Annotated in this window: 23 protein-coding genes and 1 tRNA gene; 3 read left to right on the forward strand and 21 right to left on the reverse strand. The window is 69.4% G+C overall.

Annotation, left to right across the window (positions count from 1 at the left end; translation table 11 throughout):
• Window positions 1-353 precede the first annotated feature (353 nt).
• Together AC1DVZ_RS09235 and AC1DVZ_RS09240 are read right to left on the reverse strand one after the other, a co-directional pair.
• Window positions 354-680: a hypothetical protein gene (locus AC1DVZ_RS09235; protein ID WP_477617890.1), complete on the reverse strand. Its 327-nt coding sequence runs from the start codon at window positions 678-680 to the stop codon at window positions 354-356.
• A 234-nt stretch (window positions 681-914) separates the two neighbouring features.
• Complete coding sequence (locus tag AC1DVZ_RS09240) at window positions 915-1,454, reverse strand: ABC transporter substrate-binding protein (RefSeq protein WP_477617891.1); 540 nt, start codon at window positions 1,452-1,454, stop codon at window positions 915-917.
• 410 nt (window positions 1,455-1,864) lie between these two features.
• Here AC1DVZ_RS09240 and AC1DVZ_RS09245 point away from each other — a divergent pair, with 410 nt between their 5' ends.
• Complete coding sequence (locus AC1DVZ_RS09245) at window positions 1,865-2,344, forward strand: SRPBCC family protein (RefSeq protein ID WP_477617892.1); 480 nt, start codon at window positions 1,865-1,867, stop codon at window positions 2,342-2,344.
• 10 nt (window positions 2,345-2,354) lie between these two features.
• Here the strand turns inward: AC1DVZ_RS09245 and AC1DVZ_RS09250 are convergent, their stop codons facing one another.
• The 4 genes from AC1DVZ_RS09250 to AC1DVZ_RS09265 all read right to left on the reverse strand — a co-directional run bounded on the left by AC1DVZ_RS09250 (window position 2,355) and on the right by AC1DVZ_RS09265 (window position 6,442).
• On the reverse strand, window positions 2,355-4,499 hold the full coding sequence (locus tag AC1DVZ_RS09250) for a catalase (protein ID WP_477617893.1): 2,145 nt from the start codon (window positions 4,497-4,499) through the stop codon (window positions 2,355-2,357).
• A 122-nt stretch (window positions 4,500-4,621) separates the two neighbouring features.
• Entirely contained in the window at window positions 4,622-5,326 is a 705-nt protein-coding gene (locus AC1DVZ_RS09255; RefSeq protein ID WP_477617894.1) for an alpha/beta fold hydrolase, read from the reverse strand.
• Window positions 5,323-6,207, reverse strand: coding sequence for a diacylglycerol/lipid kinase family protein (locus tag AC1DVZ_RS09260; RefSeq protein ID WP_477617895.1), 885 nt, complete (start codon window positions 6,205-6,207; stop codon window positions 5,323-5,325). The genes AC1DVZ_RS09255 and AC1DVZ_RS09260 overlap by 4 nt, the downstream gene beginning before the upstream one ends.
• Window positions 6,208-6,235: 28 nt before the next feature.
• A complete protein-coding gene (locus AC1DVZ_RS09265; protein ID WP_477617896.1) occupies window positions 6,236-6,442 on the reverse strand; it encodes a hypothetical protein in 207 nt (68 codons plus the stop codon).
• Between the two features lie 250 nt (window positions 6,443-6,692).
• On the opposite strand from AC1DVZ_RS09265, the gene AC1DVZ_RS09270 reads away from it, so the two are divergent.
• Window positions 6,693-7,328: an ANTAR domain-containing protein gene (locus AC1DVZ_RS09270; RefSeq protein WP_477617897.1), complete on the forward strand. Its 636-nt coding sequence runs from the start codon at window positions 6,693-6,695 to the stop codon at window positions 7,326-7,328.
• Window positions 7,329-7,427: 99 nt separating this feature from the next.
• Here AC1DVZ_RS09270 and AC1DVZ_RS09275 read toward each other — a convergent pair whose 3' ends face one another.
• The 3 genes from AC1DVZ_RS09275 to AC1DVZ_RS09285 form a co-directional block, all read right to left on the reverse strand.
• Entirely contained in the window at window positions 7,428-8,660 is a 1,233-nt protein-coding gene (locus AC1DVZ_RS09275) for an RNA polymerase sigma factor (protein WP_477617925.1), read from the reverse strand.
• Window positions 8,661-8,789: 129 nt separating this feature from the next.
• Window positions 8,790-9,131: a DUF2200 domain-containing protein gene (locus tag AC1DVZ_RS09280; protein WP_477617898.1), complete on the reverse strand. Its 342-nt coding sequence runs from the start codon at window positions 9,129-9,131 to the stop codon at window positions 8,790-8,792.
• Window positions 9,132-9,225: 94 nt separating this feature from the next.
• Window positions 9,226-9,299: transfer RNA gene (locus AC1DVZ_RS09285), tRNA-Thr, on the reverse strand.
• 187 nt (window positions 9,300-9,486) lie between these two features.
• Here AC1DVZ_RS09285 and AC1DVZ_RS09290 point away from each other — a divergent pair.
• Complete coding sequence (locus AC1DVZ_RS09290) at window positions 9,487-10,284, forward strand: SIMPL domain-containing protein (RefSeq protein WP_477617899.1); 798 nt, start codon at window positions 9,487-9,489, stop codon at window positions 10,282-10,284.
• A gap of 63 nt (window positions 10,285-10,347) precedes the next feature.
• Here AC1DVZ_RS09290 and AC1DVZ_RS09295 read toward each other — a convergent pair whose 3' ends face one another.
• From AC1DVZ_RS09295 to topA, 12 genes are all read right to left on the reverse strand, one after another.
• Window positions 10,348-11,889, reverse strand: coding sequence for an alpha/beta hydrolase (locus tag AC1DVZ_RS09295; RefSeq protein WP_477617900.1), 1,542 nt, complete (start codon window positions 11,887-11,889; stop codon window positions 10,348-10,350).
• Between the two features lie 34 nt (window positions 11,890-11,923).
• Window positions 11,924-13,063 (reverse strand): DNA polymerase III subunit delta', encoded by a 1,140-nt coding sequence (locus AC1DVZ_RS09300; RefSeq protein ID WP_477617901.1) that lies wholly within the window; start codon window positions 13,061-13,063, stop codon window positions 11,924-11,926.
• Window positions 13,060-13,677: a dTMP kinase gene (gene tmk / locus AC1DVZ_RS09305; RefSeq protein ID WP_477617902.1), complete on the reverse strand. Its 618-nt coding sequence runs from the start codon at window positions 13,675-13,677 to the stop codon at window positions 13,060-13,062. Before tmk ends, AC1DVZ_RS09300 begins: the two co-directional genes overlap by 4 nt.
• A 99-nt stretch (window positions 13,678-13,776) precedes the next feature.
• Complete coding sequence (locus AC1DVZ_RS09310) at window positions 13,777-14,361, reverse strand: GNAT family N-acetyltransferase (protein WP_477617903.1); 585 nt, start codon at window positions 14,359-14,361, stop codon at window positions 13,777-13,779.
• 63 nt (window positions 14,362-14,424) lie between these two features.
• Complete coding sequence (locus tag AC1DVZ_RS09315; protein ID WP_477617904.1) at window positions 14,425-15,198, reverse strand: MerR family transcriptional regulator; 774 nt, start codon at window positions 15,196-15,198, stop codon at window positions 14,425-14,427.
• Window positions 15,199-15,277: 79 nt separating this feature from the next.
• Complete coding sequence (locus AC1DVZ_RS09320) at window positions 15,278-16,303, reverse strand: branched-chain amino acid ABC transporter permease (protein WP_477617905.1); 1,026 nt, start codon at window positions 16,301-16,303, stop codon at window positions 15,278-15,280.
• Window positions 16,300-17,172 carry a branched-chain amino acid ABC transporter permease gene (locus tag AC1DVZ_RS09325; protein ID WP_477617906.1) on the reverse strand — a complete coding sequence of 291 codons (873 nt, stop codon included), beginning with the start codon at window positions 17,170-17,172 and terminating at the stop codon, window positions 16,300-16,302. The genes AC1DVZ_RS09320 and AC1DVZ_RS09325 overlap by 4 nt, the downstream gene beginning before the upstream one ends.
• A gap of 126 nt (window positions 17,173-17,298) precedes the next feature.
• Window positions 17,299-18,552 carry an ABC transporter substrate-binding protein gene (locus AC1DVZ_RS09330; RefSeq protein WP_477617907.1) on the reverse strand — a complete coding sequence of 418 codons (1,254 nt, stop codon included), beginning with the start codon at window positions 18,550-18,552 and terminating at the stop codon, window positions 17,299-17,301.
• An 80-nt stretch (window positions 18,553-18,632) separates the two neighbouring features.
• The gene (locus tag AC1DVZ_RS09335; protein ID WP_477617926.1) at window positions 18,633-19,340 is read right to left on the reverse strand and encodes an ABC transporter ATP-binding protein; all 708 of its coding nucleotides are present in this window, start codon (window positions 19,338-19,340) and stop codon (window positions 18,633-18,635) included.
• Between the two features lie 5 nt (window positions 19,341-19,345).
• Complete coding sequence (locus tag AC1DVZ_RS09340; protein ID WP_477617908.1) at window positions 19,346-20,119, reverse strand: ABC transporter ATP-binding protein; 774 nt, start codon at window positions 20,117-20,119, stop codon at window positions 19,346-19,348.
• A 283-nt stretch (window positions 20,120-20,402) separates the two neighbouring features.
• Complete coding sequence (locus tag AC1DVZ_RS09345; protein WP_477617909.1) at window positions 20,403-21,761, reverse strand: serine hydrolase domain-containing protein; 1,359 nt, start codon at window positions 21,759-21,761, stop codon at window positions 20,403-20,405.
• Between the two features lie 7 nt (window positions 21,762-21,768).
• On the reverse strand, window positions 21,769-24,579 hold the full coding sequence (gene topA / locus AC1DVZ_RS09350) for a type I DNA topoisomerase (protein ID WP_477617910.1): 2,811 nt from the start codon (window positions 24,577-24,579) through the stop codon (window positions 21,769-21,771).
• Between the last annotated feature and the right edge of the window lie 14 nt (window positions 24,580-24,593).

A 24,593-nucleotide genomic window follows, 5' to 3' on the forward strand; every position in this document is an offset into this window, starting at 1 on the left:
GCGCCGTGCGGCTGACCCTGCCCCCGCCATCACGCGGTGTGCGCGCCCTGCTCGTTCGCCTCGGTCGGGGTCTCGTCATCGGCCTCCAGCAGGTCGGGCGCGACGAGGTTGTCGAGAGCGGGGCTGCCCACCAACGGGTCGTCGTATCCAGGGGGAGGAGGAGGGTCTCGTGGCAGGGGGGCGGGGACAGTCCCACCAGTGGGTGGCGGAGGCGGCTCACCCATTGCTCGATGCTCCTGGTGCCTGAGGACTCGCGACGTCCGGAGGACTCTCCTGCACCGTCCACGTCTCCAGCTTCTGGAGGACGTGAAGGAGCCCGAGCACCAGGACCGGCGCAGCCAGAGCGACGGCCTTCACACCGGTTCGACGCGAGCCCGACCGGAGCGAGCTCTGCGTGTCCTCCGCCCGGTGCGGCTCTCCCCGTGCGGAAAGGCAAGCCAGGGTTCGATCACGAAGCTGTGGACGTCGATGGCGATCCCCATCAGGTCCAGCTGCAACGGTCGGACCACGGGCCGCAGGCCGCTGTCGCAGGGCACCAGGTCTGCCGGGGCGCTTGCACGACGGCTGTCCACGCCGACCAGCGTCCCGTCCGGCTCGTACAGCTCGCCGGTGAAGACCCCGGTGACGAAGGCACCACGCGGCACGATCACCAGCCGCTGGAGCCGAAGGGAGCCGGTCATGGTCCCAGAGCGCCCACGGGGAGATCGGAACGTCCCCGTGATCGCGATGCCGTCACTGCCCGGCGGACGCAGCCCACCACGCGTGGGTCGGGGTCTGAAGGCGATCACGGTCATGACGGGTCTCCAACTGGCTCGGACGAGGGGATGCTGGCCGGTTCGGCCGGGGTGGCAGTGGCGCCCCTGCAGTGAGGGGTGACGCAGGGACGCCACTGCCAGGTCAGGTGCTGACGCGGCTCAGAGGCCGAGACCGGTCAGCAGGCGGTTGAGCAGCGCGGCGATACCACCGAGGGCGCCACCAGGGCCGTCAAGCAGGCCGGCCACGACACACAACAGGTTGCCCAGCAGGTTGCCTGCACCCGGGACCGCGGTGATGTCCAGGGAGACCGGTGCGAGGTCGATCACCAGGCCCAGCAGGTCGAGGTTGAGCGGGCCGAGGTCCAGGTTCAGGATGCTGCAACCCTGCGTCACGGCCACGTCCTGCAGGGGCGCCGTGAAGGTCGTACCGCCGGCCGGAAGACCGGTGCCCGTGATGGTCCCGGAGAGCTGCACCACACCGTTGACGACCGATGTCGTCAGGTTGCTCAAGGCGCCTGTGAACGCCGTGCCGTTGGGCAGGGTTCCAGTCACAGGCAGGGTGGTGGCTGCGGGCTGTGCAGCCGGAGCCACGGCCTTCGCCAGGGGCGCGGCACTGGCGGACGCGGCGCCGGGAACGAGTCCGACTGCGCCGGCCAAGAGGATCGCGGTGCCGGTACCGACAAGTTTGGTCTTCAACATGACTTGCTCCTTCGGTGGAGCCCGCTGGGGGCTCCGTAGGGGCCTGTTCTCCGTTGGCGAGGCGTGGACCTGTGGGTCCAACCGGTTTCCCTGCCACACAGATGAAGACGCGGGTCGGCAGCCACATGACGCGAGATCTCGGGTTCGCCGGCCGCATGAGCGCCGCGATCCCGCCGTGGAGAATCCCGCCATCCTGTGGGGCCCGCGTCATGTCGGACCCACGAAGGCGTCACCCGGCAGATAGGGGCTGATCGCCCTTGGCGCCGGGTGGCTGGTCGGCTCGATGCTCCCCGCCTCCGGCTCCCAGCCCTCATGGGCACCGTCCCGTCTCGCACCCCGTCGTGAAGTCGCCGACGGCACTACCGTTGTTGTTGCAGCGTCCACCCGCCCGACCGGAAGATGAGCTGACCATGGAGCACCCGACCACTGGCGTCATCACCGTCACCCGAGACATCGATGCTCCTGCGCAAGCCGTCTGGGACGTCCTCGCAGACGGCTGGTTCTACGCCACCTGGGTCGTCGGCGCGTCACGAGTCAGAGGCGTCGACGGCGAATGGCCGGCCGAGGGCGCGCGCATCCACCACTCCTTCGGGGTATGGCCCACCGTCATCAGTGACACGACGCACGTCCTGAGCTCCAGCGAGCCCACCGAGCTGGTCCTCAAGGCCCGTGGTTGGCCGCTGGGCGAGGCGAAGGTCGTCCTCACGGTCATCCCGGGCAGCGACGACTCGTGCACAGTGGCCATGGCCGAGGATGCCGTGTCAGGCCCCGGCACCCTGCTGCCCCCGCCGTTGCGCCAGTTCGCGATCGGCCCTCGCAACGTGGAGGCACTGCGGCGGTTGGCGTACCTCGCCGAGGGCAGACACCGCGAGCGCGTCAGCGGGCGCTGAACCAGGCCCCTCAGGGCTGGACGTCGCGCTCCCAGTAGCGAAGGGCACCGCACTTGTTCACGAACGTGGTCGCAGTCGACCTGGTGACCTTGACGCAGCCGGAATCGAGCAGGTCGCCCACCCCTGCCGCCTCCAGGAGTGGGCGTGAGGCGGCGTTGTACCCGATGAACTTGTGGTGGGCGAACGCGTCCGAGACGAAGTCCTTCGCGGTGCTGCGGGCGGCCAGGGCCGCGACAGCCCTGGCGCCCGGCAGCAGGACCACCGCGTCGTAGAGCACGGAGGGGCCACCGTCGATCATCTGGTCGGCCAGCAGCACCGAGCCATCGCTCAGCGTCACTCCACCCACGACGGGGGCGATCGTCTCCAGGACGGCGCCGGCCGCGCCGAGCGCGTCAGCGAGCGCCGTGAGCACGTCGGCATCGGTGCCGTGGGTGACGAGCACGCCCAGCTTTCGACCCGCGAAGCTGCCCGGACCCTTCTTGAGGATGCTGAGCGCGTCCGAAGGCGGCAGGTCGGTGCGCGTCGGCATGGCCGCGATCGCAGGCTCCGGCAACGGCATACCAAGTCCGTCAGCGACGCCAGTCGCCAGGTCGTCGTGCACGTTGAGCAGGTGAGCCAGCATGCGCGTTCGCACCTGCGGGATCTCGCACTTGCTGAGCTCGAAGGTGTAGGCCTTCACGATGTGGTCCTGCTCGACCGACGTCTGGCTGATGAAGAACTGGCGGGCCTGGCTGTAGTGGTCGGCGAAGGTGGCCGAGCGCACCCGCACCTTGGTGCCCTCGAGCGGCTCCTGGTAGCTCTGGAAACCCGCTGCCGCGTCTGCCCGCGGTCCGCGCTCGGCGGCGCCGAAACCGTTGGGCTCGTAGTTGACTCGGCCCGGCGGCACCTCGTACTGCATCTTCCCGTCGCGCTGGAAGTGCGCCACCGGACAGCGGGGTGCGTTGACCGGCAGCTGGGTGAAGTTGGGGGTCCCCAAGCGCGAGAGCTGGGTGTCGAGGTAGGAGAAGTTGCGCCCTTGCAGCAGCGGGTCGTTGGAGAAGTCGATGCCCGGCGGGACGTTCCCCGTGTGGAAGGCCACCTGCTCGGTCTCGGCGAAGTCGTTGTCGACGACCCGGTCCAGGGTGAGCCGTCCGACGACCTGCAGCGGTACCAGCTCCTCCGGGATCAACTTGGTCGCGTCCAGCACGTCGAAGTCGAACTCCTCGGCAAACGACTCGTCGAACACCTGGACCGCGAGGTCCCACTGCGGCAGGTCACCGCTGGTGATGGCGTTCCACAGGTCCCGCCGGTGGAAGTCAGGGTCGGCACCGTTGATCTTGACAGCTTCGTTCCACACAACCGACTGCAGGCCCTGGAGTGGTCGCCAGTGGAACTTCACGAAGCTCGACACCCCGTCGGCGTTCACGAAACGGAACGTGTGGACCCCGAAGCCCTCCATGAAGCGGAACGACCGCGGGATCGCCCGGTCCGACATCTGCCACAGGGTCATGTGGATCGCTTCTGGGGTGAAGGACACGAAGTCCCAGAAGCTGTCATGGGCAGACTGAGCCTGGGGGAAAGCCCGGTCCGGGGACTCCTTGACGGCATGGACCAGGTCGGGGAACTTGATGGCGTCCTGGATGAAGAACACCGGGATGTTGTTGCCGACGATGTCCCAGTTGCCCTCGGTCGTGTAGAGCTTCACCGCGAAGCCCCGCACGTCGCGCGCGAGGTCGAAGGACCCCTTGGCGCCGGCCACGGTCGAGAAGCGGACGAAGGCCTCGGTCTTTCTGCCGACGGTGGAGAAGATGGCGGCCCGGGTGACCTCTGACAGGTCTGCGGTGGTCTCGAAGGTGCCGTGGGCGCCATAGCCGCGGGCGTGCACGACACGCTCGGGGATGCGCTCGTGGTCGAAGTGGAAGATCTTCTCCCGCATGGCGAAGTCTTCCAACAGGGTGGGTCCGCGCTGGCCGGCACGAAGGCTGTTCTGGTCGTCGGACAGTGGAGCACCTTGGGCCGTGGTGAGAACCTGACCACCCTGCACCGGCTGGTGCACCTCGCCGCCGGAGCCGACGCTCGTGGCCGGCTGCGTGGCGGGCTGCGTCGCTGGAGAGGGCTTGCCCTTCCCCGCGCCGGCCCGGTTCGAACCACTCTTCGTCGTGTTCTTCTTCGGCATGACTCCCTCTCGCGGTGCGTCGAACCAGCTCGCGACGGGACGTTGGGCCACGGCTGTCTGCCGAGCACCTACCCACCCGAGGGCTCGGGCAAACCCGGCTCGGCGGGGGACGCCTGTGACGCCTAGAGAACGCGGGCGGACGGCTGCTCGGTGGCCAGGCGCACTCTGTCGACGGCAGCCACCACGGCGGAGGGATGGGTGAGGGGGACCATGTGGGCGGCGCCGTGAATCGTGGTCAGACGACCGTTGGACGCCCGTCGCAGGATGGATGACCACTCGCGCGAGGCGATTCGGTCCTTGTCACCGCGCACGATCTCCGCAGGCAGAACCAGTCCGCTCAGGGCAAGGTCCGTGCGAAAGCGACGGACCGAATCCATCCCCCGAAGCATGCTCAGGATCCCGGTATGCAGGTACTGCGGGGCGAGCACAGAGGCTTCACCTGGCCGTTCGTGAGCGGCGGTGCGAGCCCACTGGGCCAGCATCCGCGGCCAKGTACGGGCCCCGGGATCGGTCACCGGGCCCACGAGGACGAGTCCCACCACGTCGTCGGTGTGGCGGGCCGCTTCGACCACGACGGGGCAGCTGGCCGAGTGACCGACCAGGATGGCCGATGCACCTCTCGGCAGTCTCTGCAGCAGGCGTTCGGCCTGACGTTCGACGGACAGTGCCGTGCCGCGCGGCGCGGGTTCCCCCATGGACGGCAGGAGGACGACGACGCTGGGCCCGCTTAGCTCGTCGCGGACCCGCTGCCACGACCTGCTGTCCAGACCCAGTCCGGGGACGAAGACCACGACGGGGATGGCCCCTGGGGTCTGGTCATCGCTCACAGGACGGTCTGCAGAGCCTCGGGGGCGATGTCCACGCGCACCGTCGCCCCCGCCGGCAGGTCGATGACCTCGCCGTCGATCTGCAGGGGTAGCGGCGTCACGGTGGTGAAGGAGTAGCTGCGAACGCTCGGCTGCTTGCCCAGACCGGTGGTGCTCGCCTTGATCGCCGTGGCCAGGATGCGCCACTTCGCCGTGTGACGCAGCGTGATGACCTCGAACAGGCCGTCGTCGGGCTTCCCCTGGTCCTCAGCCAGGGTGGCAACCTTCGCCATCTGCGCGATGTTGGCGAAGACGAGGCTGTCGAAACGCTGCCGCGTACCGTCCTCGACCTCGATCTCGAAGGGGCGGAACTTGGCGAAGGAACGCACGACGGTGACCATCTCCCGCAACGAGCCCTTGCCTCCCTTTTCGAGGTCGACCGCAACCACGGGCGTCAGTCCCAGGCCGATGTACGAATGGGCGTACCGCACCACCTCATCGGCCGCCCCTCCCGCGGTGAACCGGAGGAGGTCGATCCGGCTCACGGATTCCTCGGCGATCGCCTCGGCGATCGGGCGTTCCTTGGTCGTGCGCCGATGGTCGTTGGCGTTCCCCGCCGCCAGCACCGCGGTGAATGCACGGTCGTTGTCTGCTTGCATGACGCCGTTGACGACCTCGTTGTAACCGCCGTCCCCGCTCACGGACACGACCAGCGGCGCTCCCACCCGTGCTGCCTCGCKGGACAGCTCGACTGCGTGGCCCGCGTGCTCGGTGGGGAGCAGTTCGACGGCCAGCGTCGGGGCGCGCTCGGCGAGGTCGTCTCGCAGACCCTCGGCCAGCTCCTTGGCATCACCGGTGCTGTTGGGGTTGAAGATCAGGACGACGCGGTCAAAGGGGGGCACGTCGTCAGCCTAGGCGTGTCCCTCCCCATCACGACGCCATGTGGGCGGGTGGGGCACCGCCGGTGTCCCCATCGTCGCGTGGAACGAGAGGGGACAGACCCAGGACGGCATCGACCTGGTCCTCGGTCAGCGGGCCGGGGACGTCGGACACTGCCGCGATCAGGTCAGCCAACAACTCGATCTCCGAACGCAGCACCGCGTCCGTCATCTCCGAGTCGTCGGGGCGGTCCACCATCTATCGACACTAGGGCCGACTGCGGCGGCGGTCGTACGTCATTCACAGGCGTATGGCGTACGCCTTTCGAGCGTCATCACTTCGAGCTATGGCGGTGATAGGCACTCGTGAGCGGGTCCTCGTCGGACTTCTGCCGAGACGGGCTTGACGGGCCCGCCGCGGTTCGTATCATTTGGGCGAAGGTCAAGAAGTGGCCTCTCTGAAACTTGTGGTTGCTGTCCCGCGGCGGTCTCTGGCGATGGAGGGTCTGATGTCATTTCTCGCGTCCCTGACGGACGAACCTGCCCTGTTCTTCGAGTACGACGCCATCGCGGACCGGTGGATCTGCTCAGCCGATCTCCGGGAGCTGTACGGCATCCCCGACGGACAGGACCCGACCACCGACCTGATGCTCGAACGCGTCGTCGAGCACGACCGCGTTGTCGTCCTGGAACGGTTCCAGGAAGTCCTGACCCGGGCCCGCCCCTTCTCCCTGGAGTACCGTCTCAACGCCCCCGACGGGCGCACGCGACGCCTGGTCCTCGTGGGCCAGAGCGAAGATGCCGGCGGTGAGGTCAAACGACTCTCGGGCTTCATCGTCGACATCACCCAGACGATCCGCGACGGAGCCGCGGAAGCGGTGCTGGCCTCGACCGAGCACCGGGCCGCGATCGAACAGGCCAAGGGTGCCCTCATGCTCAGCTTCGGCATCGGTGAGGACGCCGCCTTCGAGATGCTGCGCACCTACTCCAACCAGCACAACACCAAGCTGGTGCGAGTGGCCGAGTACATCATCGCCGGACTGGCCGATCCAGCGTTCGCCCGCGAGGAGCCCGTTCGCTGCCTGCTCGACATCCTGCTCAGCCTCGAGAGCGCCGCAGACGAGGATGCCCAGGACACGGCCTGAACGGTTCCTGGCCCGCTCCTTCTCGGGCTCGGGATCGGTGCCGTCCCACACGGCATACCTCGCGAACAGCCCGAGGCAGGCCTCGGTGAGCCGGCAGAGCTAGGCCAGCTGGTCACGGCGGCGCGTGAGGTAGGCGGTCTCGGCGGTGTTGCCCGCCAGTTCGATGGCGCTGTCGTAGGCCGCACGTGACTCCAGGCTGCGGCCCATCCGACGCAACAGGTCGGCGCGCGTCGCGTGGTAGGCGTGGTAGCCGGCCAGCGTGTCGTCGAGACGGTCGACGGCCGCCAGAGCCACCTCCGGGCCGTCGAGCTCGGCGACGGCGACGGCGCGGTTGAGGGCGACGACCGGCGAGGGATCGAGGCGCACGAGCTGGTCGTAGAGCGCGACGACCTGCGACCAGTCGGTGTCGCGCACGTCGCGGGCGGAGGTGTGCACGGCATTGATCGCCGCGAGGAGCTGGTACCGCCCGGGAGCCACGCCGCTGGCCAACCGCTCGCGCACCAGCTGATGGCCCTCGGCGACCAGCGCGGCGTCCCAGCGCCCACGGTCCTGCTCGTCGAGGGTGACCAGCTCGCCGCTCGGCGAGACCCGGGCCGTGCGACGGGCCTCGGTGAGGAGCATCAGCGCCAACAGGCCGGCCACCTCACCGTCCTCCGGCAGGAGGCCACGGATCAGCCGGGCGAGGCGGATCGCCTCTGCGGTCAGGTCGTGACGAACGGGACCGGCGTCCGGCCCGGTCGCGAGGTAGCCCTCGTTGAAGACGAGGAACAGGACGGCCAGCACGCCGGAGACGCGAGTCGGGAGATCCTCGGCGGACGGCACCCGATAGGGGACGTGGGCCGCCTTGACCTTGGCCTTGGCGCGGGTGATCCGCTGCCCCATGGTGGTCTCCTGCACGAGGAAGGCACGGGCGATCTCCGGCACCGTCAGACCGCCGACCAGGCGCAGGGTCAGCGCCACCCGGGCCTCCATCGCGAGCGCGGGGTGACAGCACGTGAAGAGCAGCCGCAGCCGATCGTCGTCGATGGCGCCGAGAGGCTCGGGCGGGTCGTCGTCGAACACCAGGTGGGCCTCCTTCTGCTTGCCGTCGCGCTTGTTCTCCCGCCGGATCCGGTCGATGGCCTTGTGGTTGGCGGTGGTGGTCAGCCACGCACCGGGATTGGGAGGTATGCCGTGTGCCGGCCACCGCTCGACGGCGGTGGCGAACGCCTCGGCCGCGGCCTCCTCGGCGATGTCGAGGTCTCCGAAGCGTCGGGCCAGTGAGGCGACCACCCGCGCCCACTCCTCGTGGTGGGTCCGGGCGATCACCTGCTGGGCGTCGTCGACGGTCAGAGGTTCATCTCCTGTGGTTCGGAGGCCCTTCGTGGTGGCCTTCACCCCTACCACGAACGGCCCTGTCCTGATCCGACACCGCCTGGTGGACTGCTTTCACGACTGGACTGCTTTCACGACGTTGCCGCGTCAGGTCCGCAGGACCTTGTCCATCGACCTGCCCTTGGCGAGCTCGTCGACCAGCTTGTCGAGGTAGCGGATCTTCTGCATCAACGGGTCGTCGATCTGTTCGACGCGCACCCCACACACCACACCCGTGATCGACGACGCCTGCGGGTTCAGCCGGGCCTGGGCGTAGAAGTCCTCGAAGGTCGTGCCCGCGGCCAGATGAGCGCCCAGCGCTGACTCGTCGAACCCGGTCAGCCACTCGATCACCTGGTCCAGCTCCGCCTTCGTGCGGCCCTTCTTCTCGACCTTCGTCACGTAGTGGGGATACACCGACGCGAAACTCACGGAGAAGATCCGGCTCATCCTCGTGAGCGTAATGCTGAACGCCGCGCTTCCACCTCGCCGACCGCCTCCACAAAGCAGAAACGCCCCCGACCGGAGTCGGGGGCGTTGTCCGAGCCTCCTATCGGAATCGAACCGATGACCTATTCATTACGAGTGAATCGCTCTGGCCGACTGAGCTAAGGAGGCGGGTGCCCGAAGGCACGGACGATGAGTATACGGATGACCCCGCAGATTTCCGAACCGGCCAGAAGGCCGCCGAAGCGACCGCCAAGGACCACCCGCCACGCGGCCGGCCGAGCGCCGCGACGCCGCCGCCGAAACGCAGGCCGCGCTGCCGGTGGAACCCGGCCACGCGGCATACCGTCCCATCCCCATGACCACCCAGCCGATGTCCCGTGGAGCGGTCGCCGTCGCGGCCGCGGTGTTGCTGGGAGGCGCCTTCTGGGTCGGCTCCCACTCCGGTCGCGAAGCCTCCGCCGCGACCCTCGTCACCTTCCCCAGCCCGACCACCCCCGGCACCGCCGGCACCCCGGTCAGCAGTCCCGGCATCACCGTCACCGGCACTGCCCAGGTCGCCGGCAAGCCCGACACCCTGCGCCTCGACCTCAGCGTCCAGACCCGCGGCGCCACCGTCGGCAAGGCGCTTGACGCCGCCAACTCGCTCACCGCCCGCGTCCAGTCCTCGCTCACCCGGAACGGCGTCGCCGGCAAGGACATCCAGACGTCCAACCTGCAGGTCCAGCCCGAGTACTCCTACCCGATGAACGGCACCCCGGTCATCAAGGGCTACGTCGTCAGCGAAGGCGTCACCGCCATCCTCCGCAACCTCGGCAAGGCGGGCAACGCCATCACCGCAGCGGTCAACGCCGGTGGAAATGCCGTGCAGGTCAACGGGATCAGCCTCGACCTGGACGACAACGGCAAGCTCCTCACCGCCGCCCGCGACCAGGCTGTCGCGAACGCGAAGACCAAGGCCGAGCAGTACGCCAAGGCCTCTGGCCGCGACCTCGGCGCCGTCGTCAGCATCACCGAGACCGTGGCCGACCCTCCCCCGGTCAACTACGACATGCGCGCCGCCGCAGGCGCCAAGGACTCGGCGTCGCCGGTCCCGATCCAGGTCGGCAGCGAGACCGTCGGCGTGACCGTCACCGTGGTCTACGCCTTCCGCTGACCCCGCCGTCGGTCTGCCGGGTGCTCGCCTACCGGCCGAGCGCCCGGTGCGGCCGTTGCGCGGTCAGCACCTGGTGTTGTCGGCCGGGACCTTGCCGCTCGTGTAGTAGTTGTTGACCGCGTTGTCGATGCACTTGTTGGACCGCGTGTAGGCGGTGTGCCCGTCGCCGTCGAAGGTCAGCAACCGTGCGTTCGCGAGCTGGTCGCGCTCGCGGACGGCCCACTCGTACGGCGTCGCCGGGTCACGCGTCGTGCCGATCACGACGATGGGTCCGCTGCCCTCGGCGCTGATCTTGTGTGGGAGCTGACCCGTCTTCACCGGCCACTGGGTGCAGATGGCAGCACCCCAGGCGAGGGCCGGGCCGAAGACAGGGGCCTTGACTCTCGCCTTGGCGACGATGTCCTCGTAGTACGCCGGGTCGGCGCTGCCGGGGTTGTCGAGGCAGCTGATGGAGTAGAACGCCTCGAGCAGGTTCTCGACGTACCTGCCGCTGGCCCTGCGCCGCGCGTACTGGTCGGAGATCAGCATCAGCTTGGTGCCGTTGTCCTTGGCGACGACCTGGCGCAGCGCCTCGGTGAGGGCCTTCCACGACCGCGGGTCGTACATCGCCTGGGCGATGCCGAGGGTCGCCCAGCCCTCGGTCAGCCGGGACTCACGTCCGTCCTGCATGGGCACCGGTGACGAGTCGAGCCGCTTGAGCAGGTCCGCCATCCGGGTCATGACCACGGACTCGCTGTCGCCGAGCGGGCAGTTGCCCTTGGCGACGCAGTTCCTCGCCCACGCGTGCGCCGCGCGCTCGAAGCCCTCGGCCTGACCGACGGCCGACTCCTCCCACGTCAGGTCGGGAGGGAGGACACCGTCGAGGACGAAGCGGCCCACCAGCGACGGGAACAGCCCTGCATACACCGCGCCGAGCTGCGTGCCGTAGGACTTGCCGAGGTAGTTGAGCTTCACGTCACCGAGCGCCGACCTCAGGATGTCCAGGTCCCTGGCGGTGTCCACGGTGGAGATGTGACCGAGCAGCGGGCCGGTCCGGGCCAGGCAGCCGTCACCGAGGTCCTTCATCGAGGCGAGGTAGGTCTGCACCTCGGACGGGTCGTCCGGCGTGGGATCCTGCGACAGGAAGTCGTCCATCGCCGCGTCGCTCAGGCAGTCGACCGGGCTGGAGCGCTGGACCCCGCGGGGGTCGAAGCCGACGACGTCGAACCGCTGGCGCACCGGCTTGCCCACGATGGTGTCCGCCGCTGCCGCGTAGTCGATGCCAGACGCTCCGGGGCCGCCCGGGTTGACCACCAGGGACCCGAGCCGCTGCCCCTTCTTGGTGGCGCGCATCCGCAGCACCCGGATGGTGATCGCCTCGCCGTCGGGCTTGGCGTAGTCCAGGGGGACGGACAGGCCGGCGCACTGTCCGGGTCCGCACTTCTTCCACGCCAGCGACTGCCCGTAGAACTTCGCGAGCGCCTCCGACCCGGGCGGGGCAGTCCGCGCGGCCTTCGGCAGCGGGGTGGACGCCTCGCTGGAACCGCCGCCCAGCATCGAGCAGCCGGACAGGCCCACGGCCAGTGCGGCGGCAGCAGCCACCAGGACCTGCGCCTTCACCTTCATGCAGTCGACCGTATCCCGAGCGGCTGGGGACGACTCACCGCGGCACCCGCAGCGAGATCGCCATGGCCTCCAGGGCCAGCAGTGGGGCGACGTTGAGGCCGATCCGCTCCCGCGCCGTGCCGATGGCGTCCATCGCCTGGAGCAGCTGCTCGGCGCTCATCGAGCGGGCCACCCCCTGGACGAGGGGGAGGCTGTCCTGGTTGACCAGCCCGAGGGCGGCCCCGCTGTGCAGGATCAGGGCGTCACGGTAGACCGACAGCAGGTCGACGAGCGACCGGTCGAGCACGTCGCGCGAGTGGCGGGTGGCCCGCGCCTTCTGCTCCTTCTCGAGACCGGACAGCTGGCTGCGGATGTGGGGCGGCTGGGTGCGGGCCGACGGGTCGGCGCCGAGCACCTCCATGAGCCGCTGCCGCTCGGCCGAGTCGCGCTCAGCCGCCGCCGCCGTCGACTCCTCGTCGGCGATCGACGCGAGGTCGGCGGCAGCGCCGATCGCGTCGCCGACACCATGGATCCGTCCCGCCAGGCTGATCACGTCGCGCCGTCTGATCCGGGCGCCCTCGTCGCGGGCCAGCCGCCGGGCGAGGCCGACGTGGCTCTGTGCCGCCCGCGCGGCATACATGGCCATCGGCAGCTCGACGCCGTCGCGACGGTGCAGCAGCTCGGCGACCGCCTCGGCAGGCGGGGTGCGCAGCCGGACGTGCCGCGAGCGCGAGCGGATCGTGATGACGACGTCCTCCAGCGACGGTGCGCACAGGATCCACACCGTGCGGACCACCGGCTCCTCGATCGCCTTGAGCAGGGCGTCGGCGGCGCGCTCGGTCAGTCGGTCGGCATCCTCGACGATGATGACCCGCCACGGTCCGACCGAGGGGCGCAGCGCCGACATGGCCGCCAGCTCGCGGGCCTGCTCGACCTTGATCGAAAGTCCTTCAGTGGCAATGACATCCACGTCGGCGTGGGTGCCGTCGACAGCGGTGCGGCACTCGCGACACTCGCCGCAGCCGTGCTGGGGGCACTCGAGCGCGGCGGCGAAAGCCCGGGCCGCCACCGATCGGCCCGACCCGGGGGGCCCGGTGAGCAACCAGGCATGCGTCATGGCGGTGGTGTCGGTGACCGCGCGCTGCAGGGTCGCGACCGCCGTGTCCTGCCCGATGACGTCGCGCCACACCGTCACGGCAGGGCTTCCATGCTCCGGAGCCGCTCGACGACCCTGGCGTGGATCGCCTCCGGCGAGTGCGTCCCGTCGACGACGAGGTATCGCTGCGGGTTGCCCTGGGCCATCGCCAGGTAGTGCGCGCGGATCGCCCGGTGGAAGGCGTCCTCCTCGGCCTCGAGCCGGTCGTGGACGTCGCCCCGGCGGCGACGACCCTCCTCGGCCGACACGTCCACGACGACGGTCAGGTCGGGCACCAGGTCGTCGACCGCCCACATGTTGAGGTCGTGGATCTCCTGGGCGCCGAGGTCACGCCCCGCCCCCTGGTAGGCCACCGACGAGTCGGTGTAGCGGTCCGTGAGGACGACCTCGCCACGGTCGAGCGCGGGCTTGATGAGCTGGTCGACGTGGTGGGCCTTGTCTGCCGCGAACAGCAGCGCCTCGGCGCGGGGCGCCACGTGGGCGCCGTGCAGGACCAGGTCGCGGATCTCGCGGCCCAGGTCCGTCCCTCCCGGCTGGCGGGTGACCGTCACCGTGCGCCCGGCGGTCTCGAGGGCCTCGCGGAGCAGGGCCACCTGGGTGGACTTGCCCGCGCCGTCGCCGCCCTCGAAGGCGATGAAGAGTCCGTCGGTCACGGGCCGAGCCTAGGCCAGCGGGGGGACACGACCCACCCGCGGAGGTATGCCGCGTGGCCTGGTGAGCGGGGTGAGCGGCGTGAGGGGGCGAGGGGGCGCTCAGTGCGAGGCGGCCCACTGCGCCGCGGTCACGGCATACACGTAGTCGTCCATCCGGGGGTGGCCGTCCCCGTCACTGCCTGCGGCCTTCTCGGCCACCCGCCGCAGCCCCACCTTCTCCACCACCCGCTGGGAGGCGCGGTGCGGGACGAACACGTCGGCCCGGACCATGGCCACGCCCAGCTCGGCGAAGCTCAGGCGGACCAGCGCCTCCGCGACCTCGGTCGCGAGCCCCTGCCCGGCCGAGTCGGGGTGGACCGTGTAGCCGAGGACCGACACCCACATGCCGTTGTCGTCGGGTTCGAGACGGATCATGGCGTCGCCCACCACTGCACCGTCCACCTCGATGACGAGGCCGAGGAGCGGCTCGGGGTGACCCGGCTGGCTCCGCGCCATGTCACTGTCGATGCGGGCGGCCACCTCCGCCCGGTCGAGGGGTCCACGGCTGAGGAACTCGGCCACCTCGGGGAGCGACCGGTGCCTGAGCACGCCGTCGACGTCGTCAGCGCTGACCGGGCGCACCGAGGCCCTGCGGGTGCGCACCGGCCAGGGAACGGAGCTGAATTGGGGTGCCGAGGTGCTCATCGTCCGAGGGTAGCCAGCAGGGTCGTCGGGCCGCCGGATCGCTCCGACGGCCCGTGGAAGGGGCTACTGCTCCTGGCGGTCCGCGTTCGCGTAGATCGCGTCACGGACGTAGTGCGCCATGCCCGGGCGGATCTCGTCGTACGTCGCCGTGAAGCGCGGGTCGCTGGTGTACAGGTCGGCGAGGTTGCGGTGGAACTGCGGCGAGCAGTCGTAGAACCGCTCGTTGATGTTGAGCCGGTGGGCCTCGGCGGCATCCATCGCCGCCACGCTCGTCGGCGGCTCCCCAGCGTCCATCGCGTCGGTGAAGCCCTTGTGCAGGGCGTCGCTCTCGGCCTTCACGGCCTCCCAGTCGGCCTTGGTGTAGCTCTTCGTGCGCCGCTGCGACTGCTGCCAGGCGTCACTGTCACCCCATCGCTGCTCGGCCTCGGACTGGGCGTCCTCGAAGCCTTCTCCGAAGAGCTCCTTCATGTCCTCGGCGGTGGCGTGTTCGTCGTTCATCTCTCTCTCCAGTGCTCGGTCGATGGCTGTGACGAGGTCGCTCATCTCGTCGAGCCGTTGCTGGACCGCTGCGCGTTGACGACGCAGGTGCTGCTCGACGCTCTCGGGGTGGTCCAACAGGAGTGCGATCTCCTCCAGCGCGAACCCGAGGCGGCGGTAGACCACGACGTGCTGCAGGCGCGTGAGGTCGTCCTCCGTGTAGAGCCGGTAGCCCGCCGGCGATCGCTCGCTGGGCCGGAGCAGCCCGATCTCGTCGTAGTGGTGCAGGGTCCGCACCGTCACGTCGAGCCGCTCGGCCACCTGCCCCACGGTGAGCAGGGTCTGTGTCCTCTCGGTCATGCGACCACTGTGACGCCTCACGCCGCGTGAGGGTCAAGTGCCTTCTTCGTATGCCGCGTCGGCCAGGGCGCGTGGATGGTCAGGTGTCGTTGGCGTGGCGGCGCCTGCGGAGCCAGGAGTTCAGCCCGTTGCGGGCGGTGCCCCAGATGCCGTGCCGGAAGGCCAGCACGATGATGACGAAGATCGCGCCCGTCACGATCCCGATCCCGTTGAACCCCGACGACGCGAGCTGGTCCTCGAGCGTGACCACCAGGGCAGCGCCGACCACCGCACCCCAGAGCGTGCCGATCCCGCCGAGCACGGTGATGAGGACGACCTTGCCGGACGTGGTCCAGATCAGCTCCTGGAGCGAGGCGAACCCGTGGCTGATCGAGAACACCCCACCCGCCAGACCCGCGAGTCCGGCCGACAGCACGAACGCCATGATCTTGTAGCGCTCGACGTCGTAGCCCAGGGCCCTGGCCCGCGCCGGGTTGTCCCGGATCGCGACGAGCACCCGGCCGAACGGGCTGTTGACCGTGCGCCAGGCGATGAAGACACCGAGCAGGATGATCGGCAGCGCCGCGTAGTAGAAGTAGAACGAGTCGCTGTTGATCGTGTCGGTCAGCGGGCCGAGGTTCTTGGGGATCCCCTGCAGGCCGTTCTCGCCACCGGTCACCGAGCGCCACTGGTTGGCGATGAAGTAGAGCATCTGGGCGAAGGCCAGGGTCACCATCGCGAAGTAGATGCCGGTGCGCTTGACGGACAGGTAGCCGATCGGCACGGCCAGGACCATCGCGACCACGGCCCCGCCCAGGATGGCGACAGGGAAGGGCAGCCCGACGTGGCTGGCGATCAGGCCCGTCGTGTAGGCCGAGGTGCCCCAGAAGGCGGCGTGCCCGAACGACAGCAGCCCGGTGTAGCCCAGCAGCAGGTCGACCGAGATCGCGAACAGCGCCCACGCCGCGATGTCCATCGCCACCGGCGGGTAGATGAACCACGGCAGCGCCAGGGTCACCACGAGCCCGACCGCCAGCATCACCCAGCGGACCACCGGACGCCGCGCCGCCGAGACGGGCGCAGCAGGCAGCTCGACCTCGACCTTCTGCTCCAGCTGACTACTCATGACGCAGCCTCCTCGCGGCCGAACAGGCCCGAGGGCCGGACCAGCACCACCACCGCCATGAGCATGAAGATGAAGACCTGGCTGAACCGGCCGGCATACCCCTGGCCGTAGGCCTCCACGAGACCCACCAGGAAGCCGGCCACGACGGCGCCCAGGATCGAACCCAGTCCGCCGATCACGACGACCGCGAACAGGATGATGATGAAGAAGCTGCCCATGTCGGCGTTCACCGAGCCGGTGGGCGCGCGCAGCACGCCGGCGAGTCCCGCCAGGGCTATGCCGAACCCGAAAACCGGTGTCACCCAACGACTCACGTTGATCCCGAGGGCGCGCGACCGCTCGGCGTCCTCGGTCGACGCCCGCACGATCATGCCCACGCGCGTCTTGGTCAGGACCAGCCAGACGCCGAGGCAGACGACGATCGAGAAGACCGCCGCGAACACCTGGTAGGTCGACAGCGAGACCGACCCCATCGTGATCCGCCCCTCCAGGCCGGCCGGAAGCGGGTAGGGCAGTCCGGAGACGCCGTACTTCTTCTTGACCACGTCGACGAGCAGGAGGGTCAGGCCGAAGGTCAGCAGGAAGTTGTAGAGCGGGTCGAGTCGCAGCAGCCACCGGACCAGCAGGCGTTCCATGAGCACACCGAACAGGAACATCGCGACCGTCATGATCGGCAGCGCCCACCAGAAGCCGAGGCCGGTCGCGTCCAGCAGGACGGCCGCGCCCACCGCGCCGAGCATGTAGCAGGCGCCATGGCTGAAGTTGACGACCCCGAGGACACCGAAGATCACGGCCAGCCCCAGCGCGGCCAGCGCGTAGAAGCCACCCAGGGCCAGTCCCTGGAGCGTGTACTGGATGAAGGCGGTCATGTGGCTTCCCGTTTGCGGTCGGTGCGGTGCGGGGTTCGGTGCGGTGACGAGGAGGTATGCCGCGCGCTCGAGGCGAGCGGGCGGCATACCTCCCGCTGTTGGTCAGTCAGTCGTGGTGACTCAGCGTCACATCGTGCAGTCGGTGGAGGCGGGTCCGTAGGCGTCGGCCGCGGGGATGGTCTTGACGACCTCCTCGTAGTCCCACTCCTCCTTGACCTGGTCCTTGCTCTTGACCTTCACGAGGTAGGAGTCGTGGATGACGTTGTGGTCGGCTGCCCGGACCTCGCCGTTGCGCAGGAACATGTCGTTGATCTTCTTGCCCTCGAGCTGCTTCACGACGGCGTCGGAGCTGTCGGTCCCGGAGGCCTGGATCGCCTCGAGGTAGTTGAAGGCCGCCGAGTAGTTGCCCGCGTGGGCGAACGAGGGACGGGTGTTGGTCTTGGCCTTGAACTTGTCGGCCCAGGCCTTGTTCTGCGCGTCGAAGTTCCAGTACCACGCGTCGGTGAACGTCGTGTTCTTGAACGCGTCGACACCGAGGGAGTGGATGTCGGTGATGAACATCAGGCCGACGGCGAGCTGTGCCTTGTCCTGCATGCCGGCCTGGTTGTACTGCTTGACGAAGTTCACCAGGTCACCACCGGCGGCCATGATCCCGACGACATCGGGCTTGGACGACGCCGCCTTCGTGATGAAGGTGGCGAAGTTCTCGTTCGGGAACGGCGTCGCGATCGACTGCTGCACCGTGCCACCAGCCCCCTTCACGGACGCGGTGAACGACTTGGTCATGTCCTGGCCGAAGGCGTAGTCGGGGTAGACGATCGACCAGTTCTTGCCGCCACCCTCGACGACCGCGCTGCCGGTGCCACGGGCGAGCATTGCCGTGTCGTAGGCCCAGTGGAAGGTGTACTTGTTGCAGGACTTGCCCGTCAGGGCCGTGCTTCCGGCTCCGATGTCGATGAACAGCTTCTTCTTCGCCTTGGCCTGGGTGGCGACGGCGAGCGCGGCCGACGAGGTCGGCACGTCGAGGATGATGTCGGCCTTGTCGCGGTCGTACATCTCCTGGGCCTTGGTGTTGGCCACGTCGGGCTTGTTCTGGTGGTCGGCCGCGACGATCTCGATGTCCTTGGCGACGGCCTTGTCGCCGTACTTGGCCTTGTAGTCGTCGACCGCCATCTGGATCGCGACCTTGGAGTTGGGGCCGGACAGGTCCTTGTAGACGCCGGACTGGTCGTTGAGCAGACCGATGACGACCTTGTCGTCACTGATCTTTCCGCCGGCGGAGGCGGGGCCGCCGGCCCCGCCACAGGCGGCGAGCACGAGGCTGCCGGTGACAGCGATGGCCATGAAGGCCACGGACTGTCTGGTCTTGGTGCGCTGCATGTTCCCCTCCTGGGGTTCTGGTGCGGGTGTCGAGGTTGTCCTGTGGAGCGAGGTGGAGCGTGTGCGATCGGCTGCGGCCGTCAGATGCCGAGGTACTCGAGCAGCTCGGAGGTGCGGGACTGGAACGAGTCGTTGTCGAGGGACTCCACGACCCGTCCCTGGGCCAGCAGGTAGTGGCGGTCGGCGACCGTCGAGGCGAAGGTCACGTTCTGCTCGACGAGGAGCACCGAGACGCCCTGGTCCTTGATCTGGCGGATGATGTCGCCGATCTGCTGGACGATCACCGGCGCGAGGCCCTCGGACGGCTCGTCCAGCAGGAGCAGGCGCGAGCCTGTGCGCAGCACGCGGGCGATGGCCAGCATCTGCTGCTCGCCACCGGACAGCTTGGTGCCGGGGAAGTCCCGACGCTCGTGCAGCACGGGGAACTGTTCGTAGACCTGCTCGAGGCTCCAGGCGTCGGCCTTGCTCGTGATCGGCGGCAGCAGCAGGTTCTCCTGCACCGACAAGGTGGCGTAGATGCCGCGGTCGTCGGGCACCCAGCCAATGCCGGCCTTGGCCCGCTTGTCGGCGCTCGACCTGCCGAGCGGCTGCCCTGCCCACGAGACCGTGCCCTCGACCTGGCGGTGCAGGCCCATGACCGAACGCAGCAGGGTGGTCTTGCCGGCACCGTTGCGCCCGACGAGCGTGACGACCTCTCCGGGGGCGACCCGCAGGTCGACGTCGGAGAGCACGCGCGCCTCGCCGTACCAGGCGGACAGCCCGTCGACCTCGAGGATCTCGCCGGCCATCGGGGTCACCCCGCCTGTCCGAGGTAGGCGGTGATGACGCGCTCGTCGTTGCGCACCTGGTCGTAGCTGCCCTCGGCCAGCACCTGCCCGGCCTGGAGCACGGTCACCGTGTCGGCCAGTGACCCGACCACGTGCATGTTGTGGTCGACGAACACGACGGTCCGCCCCTCGGCGACCTGCTTCACGAGGGCGATGGTGCGGTCGACGTCCTCCAGGCCCATCCCGGCCGTCGGCTCGTCGAGCAGCAGCAGCTGGGGGTCGAGGGCCAGCGCCAGGGCCAGCTCGAGGGCCCGCTTCTGCCCGTAGGCCAGCGACCCGGCCGCGGCACCCGAGCGGTCGGCCAGGCCGACCTGCCCGAGCAGGTCCATGGCGCGGTCGCGGAACTGGCGCATCTGGGAGGACGAGCGCCAGAACCGGTAGCCGATCCCGGTGGGCGAGGCCAGGGCGAGCTCGACGTGGTCGACGGCGCTCATCTGGTCGAACAGGCTGGTGATCTGGAACGACCGGGCGATGCCGAGGTGGGCGATCTGCTCGGGCTGGCGACCGGTGATGTCCTCGCCCCGGAACAGGATCTGCCCGGAGGTCGGCGCGAGGAAGCCCGTCAGCAGGTTGAACAGGGTGGTCTTGCCTGCGCCGTTGGGGCCGACCAGGGCGTGGACGGTGCCTTCGGCCACGCTGAGGCTGACGTCGGAGACGGCGCGGAAGCCGCGGAACTCCTTGGTCAGGGCGCGGGTCTGGAGCAGGGCTCCTGCCGTGTCCGTGGTGGCGTCGCGGGGCACCGGCACCTCCTCGTGCGGCTCGGTGCGACGGTGGGGGAGCCGTCGCGTTCTGCAGAACCCTAGGCTGGCTCGAAGGCGCCTGATATGGCCGGGTTCGCCACACAACCCTGACAGAACATGTCCTCCGCACACATCACGCCCGTGTCACGGTATGACCTCTTTGCGACGGGTTGCGCACGGGTCTCTGCTCGGCCGCCGCCTCCCGTCCGCCCTGTTGGCGGCGCTTCTGTTGGTAGTGGAACTTCCGGATATCCGGAAGTTCCACTACCAACAGAAGCAGGGGTCAGTGCCAGCGGTCGGGGTGGATGTCCCCGGGGATGTCGGCAGCCGGGTCGTAGGGGGTCCGGCTGAACCGGAACGAGCCCAGATCGAGGTGGCTGGGCCGGCCGTCCGCTCCGCGGACGACGACCAGCGGCTCCCCCTCGTGGTAGCCGTCGAGGCCCACCCAGCCCGTCTCCGTGGGCCGGAACCGGGAGCCGCGGTTGGCTCCGGGCTCCCCCAGCACGAGGTGGCCGTCGGCCGACAGGCGCAGGTCGTATGCCGTGGTGCCCCAGTACCAGTCACCGACCAGTTCCAGCCCGGTGGCCTGGTCGGCGTCGGCGGACCAGGGTTTGACGGGCAGGGGCTCGTTGTCGGCGAGCAGGTCCAGCAGGTCGTTGCCGAGGGCCATCCCCGACGTGGCGTTCGCGAAGACCACGCAGCCGTCGCCCGTGCCGCGGTTGACGCGCAGGCCGGCCAGGAACCCGGGCATCGAACCGCCGTGACCGGCATACCGGACGCCGTCGAGGTTCCAGACCTGCCACCCCAGCCCGTGCGCCCCCGTCCACGCCTGACCCGGGTTGTCGTTGACGGCGATGGGCAGGCACATCTCGTCAAGCGTCTGCGAGCTGAGCAGGCCACCGGTGTCACCGGCCAGGAACGTCGCCCAGCGACTGAGGTCCGTGACGGTCGACCAGAGCTGCCCGGCCGGGGCCATCGACCCGGCGTCGTGCTCGGGTTCGACGTGCAGCAGGTCGGCCAGCGGGTGGACCGCCCACCCAGGCGCAGCGGGCGCGACTGGCCGCATGGAGGTGCGCGACATGCCAAGCGGGTCAAGGAGATTCGCGCGCACGGCGTCGCCCCACGGCATACCCCGGAGCCGGGCCACCAGCTCGCCGAGGACGGCATACCCGACGTTGGAGTAGTGGAACCGCGCACCCGGGCGGAACCGCAGGGCCGGGCGGCTGGCCAGCAGGTCCGACCAGCTGCCGCCGGGGGTCCGCTCCCACCACGGCCCCGAGGTCTCGGCCTGCAGACCCGACGAGTGCGAGAGAAGCTGGGCGATCGTGACGCCGCCGAAGGCGGTCTCCCCCGTCTCGGCGAGGTGCCCGCTGATCGCGTCGTTGAGCTCGAAGCGTCCCTCGTCACGCAGGCGAAGCACCTCGACGCCGACGAAGGTCTTGGTGATCGAGCCGATGCGGTACTGCGTGTCCGCGGTGGCGGGCTCACCGTCGGCGCGACCCGACAGCGTGCCCACCGCACCCGACCACACCAGCTCGCCACCGCGCACCAGGCCCGCGCACACGGACGGCAGCCGCTTGTCGGACTGCTCGCCCGCGAGGCGGTGGTCCAGCCGGCGGGCTGTGGTCGGATCGATCGGCATGGGGTTCCTAGGCCTTCTTGGCCGCTGACTTCTTCGCCGCCGTCTTCTTGGCGGCTGACTTGGTGGCGGTCTTCTTGGTCGCGGCCTTCTTGGTGGTCTTCTTGGCGGCCCGCTTGCGGGTGGTCGGGCCCTTGGCGCGCTTCTCGGCGAGCAGCTCGGCGCCGCGCTCTGGGGTGATCGACTCGGGCTCGTCACCCTTGCGCAACGTCGAGTTGGTCTCGCCGTCGGTGACGTAGGGCCCGAAGCGGCCGTCCTTGACCACCATCGGCTTGCCCGACACCGGGTCGTTGCCGAGCTCCTTGAGGGGAGCCGTGGAGGCACGCCCGCGCTGCTTGGGCTCGGCGTAGATCGCCAGGGCCTCCTCCAGCGTGATGTCGAAGAGCTGCTGCTCGGTGGCCAGCGAGCGGGAGTCGGTGTCCTTCTTGAGGTACGGGCCGTAGCGACCGTTCTGCGCCGTGATCTCCACCTCCGTGCCGTCCTCCTCCTTCGAGACTCCGACGACCCGCGGCAGGCTGAGCAGCTTGAGCGCCGTGTCGAGGTCCAGGGTCGCGAGGTCCATGTCCTTGAACAGGCTGGCGGTGCGCGGCTTGACCTTGGCCTTGCCCTTGAGCGCCGCGGTCTCCTCGTCCAGCACCTCGGTGACATAGGGACCGTAACGACCGGCCTTGGCGACGATGTCGCGACCGGACTCGGGGTCCTGACCGAGCACCTTGCCGTCGTCGGCGGACTGGTCGAGCAGCTCGCGAGCCCTGGCCGGAGTCATCTCGTCGGGAGCGATGTCGTCGTTGATCGTGGCGCGACGCGGCGTGACGGCTGCGTCGTCGGTCATCTCGCCGGTCGAGAGGTCCACGCCACGCGGCACGGTCTCCTCGACGTAGGGGCCGTAGCGCCCGACCCGGACGACGATGCCCTCGCCGATCTCGATGGTCGAGATCGCACGCGCGTCGATCTCGCCGAGGTCCTCGACCAGGTGCTTGAGTCCCTGGCCGGAGCCGCCGACGAGGCCGCCGCCGGTGCCGCCGACCGCGGCGGCCCCCAGGCCCTCTCCTCCGAAGTAGAACCGGTGCAGCCACCGGGCCCGCTGCTCGTCGCCACCGGCGATGCGGTCGAGGTCCTCCTCCATGGAGGCGGTGAAGTCGTAGTCCACCAGCTCCGTGAAGTGCTCCTCGAGAAGCCGGGTCACCGCGAAGGCCAGCCAGGTCGGGATCAGGGCGTTGCCACGCGTGTTGACGTAGCCACGGTCCTGGATGGTGCCGACGGTGGAGGCGTAGGTCGACGGTCGGCCGATCCCCTTCTCCTCCATCGCCTTGACCAACGTCGCCTCGGTGTAGCGCGGGGGCGGGGACGTCTCGTGCCCGTCGGCCTCGGCGCGCAGCGTGGTGATCGCGACGCCCTCGCTGAGCTTGGGCAGGCGACGCTCCTCGTCGGCCTCCTGGGCCTTGCTGATCTGCTCCTCGTCACGGCCCTCCTCGTAGGCCGCGAGGAAGCCACGGAAGGTGATGACGGTGCCCGACGCGCTGAACTCCACGAGCTGGCCGTCGGCGAGGGTGCCGCCGAGCTTGACCGTCGCGGTCGAACCGCGGGCGTCGGCCATCTGGGAGGCGACGGTGCGCTTCCAGATCAGCTCGTAGAGCGCGAACTCGTCGCCACGCAGCTCGCCGGCGACCTGGGCCGGGGTGCGGAACCTGTCCCCCGCGGGACGGATGGCCTCGTGCGCCTCCTGGGCGTTCTTGACCTTCTTCTCGTAGCGGCGGGGGGCGTCGGGGACGTACTCCGCGCCATACAGGTCACGGGCCTGTTGGCGGGCCGCGGTGAGGGCGGCCTCCGACAGCGTGGTGCTGTCGGTGCGCATGTAGGTGATGTAGCCGTTCTCGTAGAGACGCTGGGCGACCCGCATGGCGTTCTTGGAGGACAGGCGCAGCTTGCGCGAGGCCTCCTGCTGGAGGGTGCTCGTCGTGAAGGGTGCGGACGGGCGCCGCGTGTAGGGCTTCTCCTGGACGCTGGTGACCTTGACCTGGGCCGAGACCACCTGTCGCGCAATGGAGTTCGCGGTCTCCTCGTCGAGGTGGACGACACCCTTGGCCTTGAGCAGGCCGTCGTCGGCGAAGTCGCGACCGGTGGCCACACGGGCACCGTCGACGGCGCTGAGGCGGGCTCCGAACTGGTTGGAGGTGCCGTCAGGGGTGAAGTCTCCCTCGACGTCCCAGTAGGACGCACGGACGAACGCCATCCGGTCGCGTTCGCGCTCGACCACCATGCGGGTGGCGACGGACTGGACCCGTCCGGCGGACAGGCCGGCCTTGACCTTGCGCCACAGGACCGGGCTGACCTCGTAGCCGTAGAGGCGGTCGAGGATGCGGCGGGTCTCCTGGGCGTCGACCATCGCGACGTCGAGGTCGCGGGTGCTGTTGGCAGCCCGCTGGATGGCTTCCTTGGTGATCTCGTGGAAGACCATCCGCTTGACGGGGACCTTGGGCTGGAGCACCTCGAGCAGGTGCCAGGCGATCGCCTCGCCCTCGCGGTCCTCATCAGTGGCGAGGTAGAGCTCGTCGGCGCCCTTGAGCAGTCGCTTGAGCTCCGACACCTTCTTCTTCTTGTCGGAGTCGACGACGTAGTAGGCCTCGAAGCCGTTGTCGACGTCCACGCCGAACCGGCCGAACGGGCCCTTCTTCATGTCGGCGGGCATCTCCGACGGGGTCGGGATGTCGCGGATGTGACCGACCGAGGCCTCGACGTCCCAGTCCTTGCCCAGGTAGCCGCCGATCGTCTTCGCCTTGGCCGGCGACTCGACGATGACGAGCTTGCGCCCCTCACTCATGGTTGAACCTTCCG

The organism is Pedococcus sp. P2_E5, assembly GCF_056403895.1.

Excerpts from the sequence above, each read along its gene's own strand:
- topA (WP_477617910.1), bottom strand. The coding sequence starts at position 24,579 with ATGAGTGAGGGGCGCAAGCTCGTCATCGTCGAGTCGCCGGCCAAGGCG.
- AC1DVZ_RS09315 (WP_477617904.1), bottom strand. The coding sequence starts at position 15,198 with ATGACCGAGAGGACACAGACCCTGCTCACCGTGGGGCAGGTGGCCGAG.
- AC1DVZ_RS09320 (WP_477617905.1), bottom strand. The coding sequence starts at position 16,303 with ATGAGTAGTCAGCTGGAGCAGAAGGTCGAGGTCGAGCTGCCTGCTGCG.
- AC1DVZ_RS09325 (WP_477617906.1), bottom strand. The coding sequence starts at position 17,172 with ATGACCGCCTTCATCCAGTACACGCTCCAGGGACTGGCCCTGGGTGGC.
- AC1DVZ_RS09270 (WP_477617897.1), top strand. The coding sequence starts at position 6,693 with ATGTCATTTCTCGCGTCCCTGACGGACGAACCTGCCCTGTTCTTCGAG.
- AC1DVZ_RS09245 (WP_477617892.1), top strand. The coding sequence starts at position 1,865 with ATGGAGCACCCGACCACTGGCGTCATCACCGTCACCCGAGACATCGAT.
- AC1DVZ_RS09280 (WP_477617898.1), bottom strand. The coding sequence starts at position 9,131 with ATGAGCCGGATCTTCTCCGTGAGTTTCGCGTCGGTGTATCCCCACTAC.
- AC1DVZ_RS09335 (WP_477617926.1), bottom strand. The coding sequence starts at position 19,340 with ATGGCCGGCGAGATCCTCGAGGTCGACGGGCTGTCCGCCTGGTACGGC.
- AC1DVZ_RS09330 (WP_477617907.1), bottom strand. The coding sequence starts at position 18,552 with ATGCAGCGCACCAAGACCAGACAGTCCGTGGCCTTCATGGCCATCGCT.
- AC1DVZ_RS09290 (WP_477617899.1), top strand. The coding sequence starts at position 9,487 with ATGACCACCCAGCCGATGTCCCGTGGAGCGGTCGCCGTCGCGGCCGCG.
- AC1DVZ_RS09295 (WP_477617900.1), bottom strand. The coding sequence starts at position 11,889 with ATGAAGGTGAAGGCGCAGGTCCTGGTGGCTGCTGCCGCCGCACTGGCC.
- AC1DVZ_RS09235 (WP_477617890.1), bottom strand. The coding sequence starts at position 680 with ATGACCGGCTCCCTTCGGCTCCAGCGGCTGGTGATCGTGCCGCGTGGT.
- AC1DVZ_RS09345 (WP_477617909.1), bottom strand. The coding sequence starts at position 21,761 with ATGCCGATCGATCCGACCACAGCCCGCCGGCTGGACCACCGCCTCGCG.
- AC1DVZ_RS09265 (WP_477617896.1), bottom strand. The coding sequence starts at position 6,442 with ATGGTGGACCGCCCCGACGACTCGGAGATGACGGACGCGGTGCTGCGT.
- AC1DVZ_RS09240 (WP_477617891.1), bottom strand. The coding sequence starts at position 1,454 with ATGTTGAAGACCAAACTTGTCGGTACCGGCACCGCGATCCTCTTGGCC.
- AC1DVZ_RS09310 (WP_477617903.1), bottom strand. The coding sequence starts at position 14,361 with ATGAGCACCTCGGCACCCCAATTCAGCTCCGTTCCCTGGCCGGTGCGC.
- AC1DVZ_RS09250 (WP_477617893.1), bottom strand. The coding sequence starts at position 4,499 with ATGCCGAAGAAGAACACGACGAAGAGTGGTTCGAACCGGGCCGGCGCG.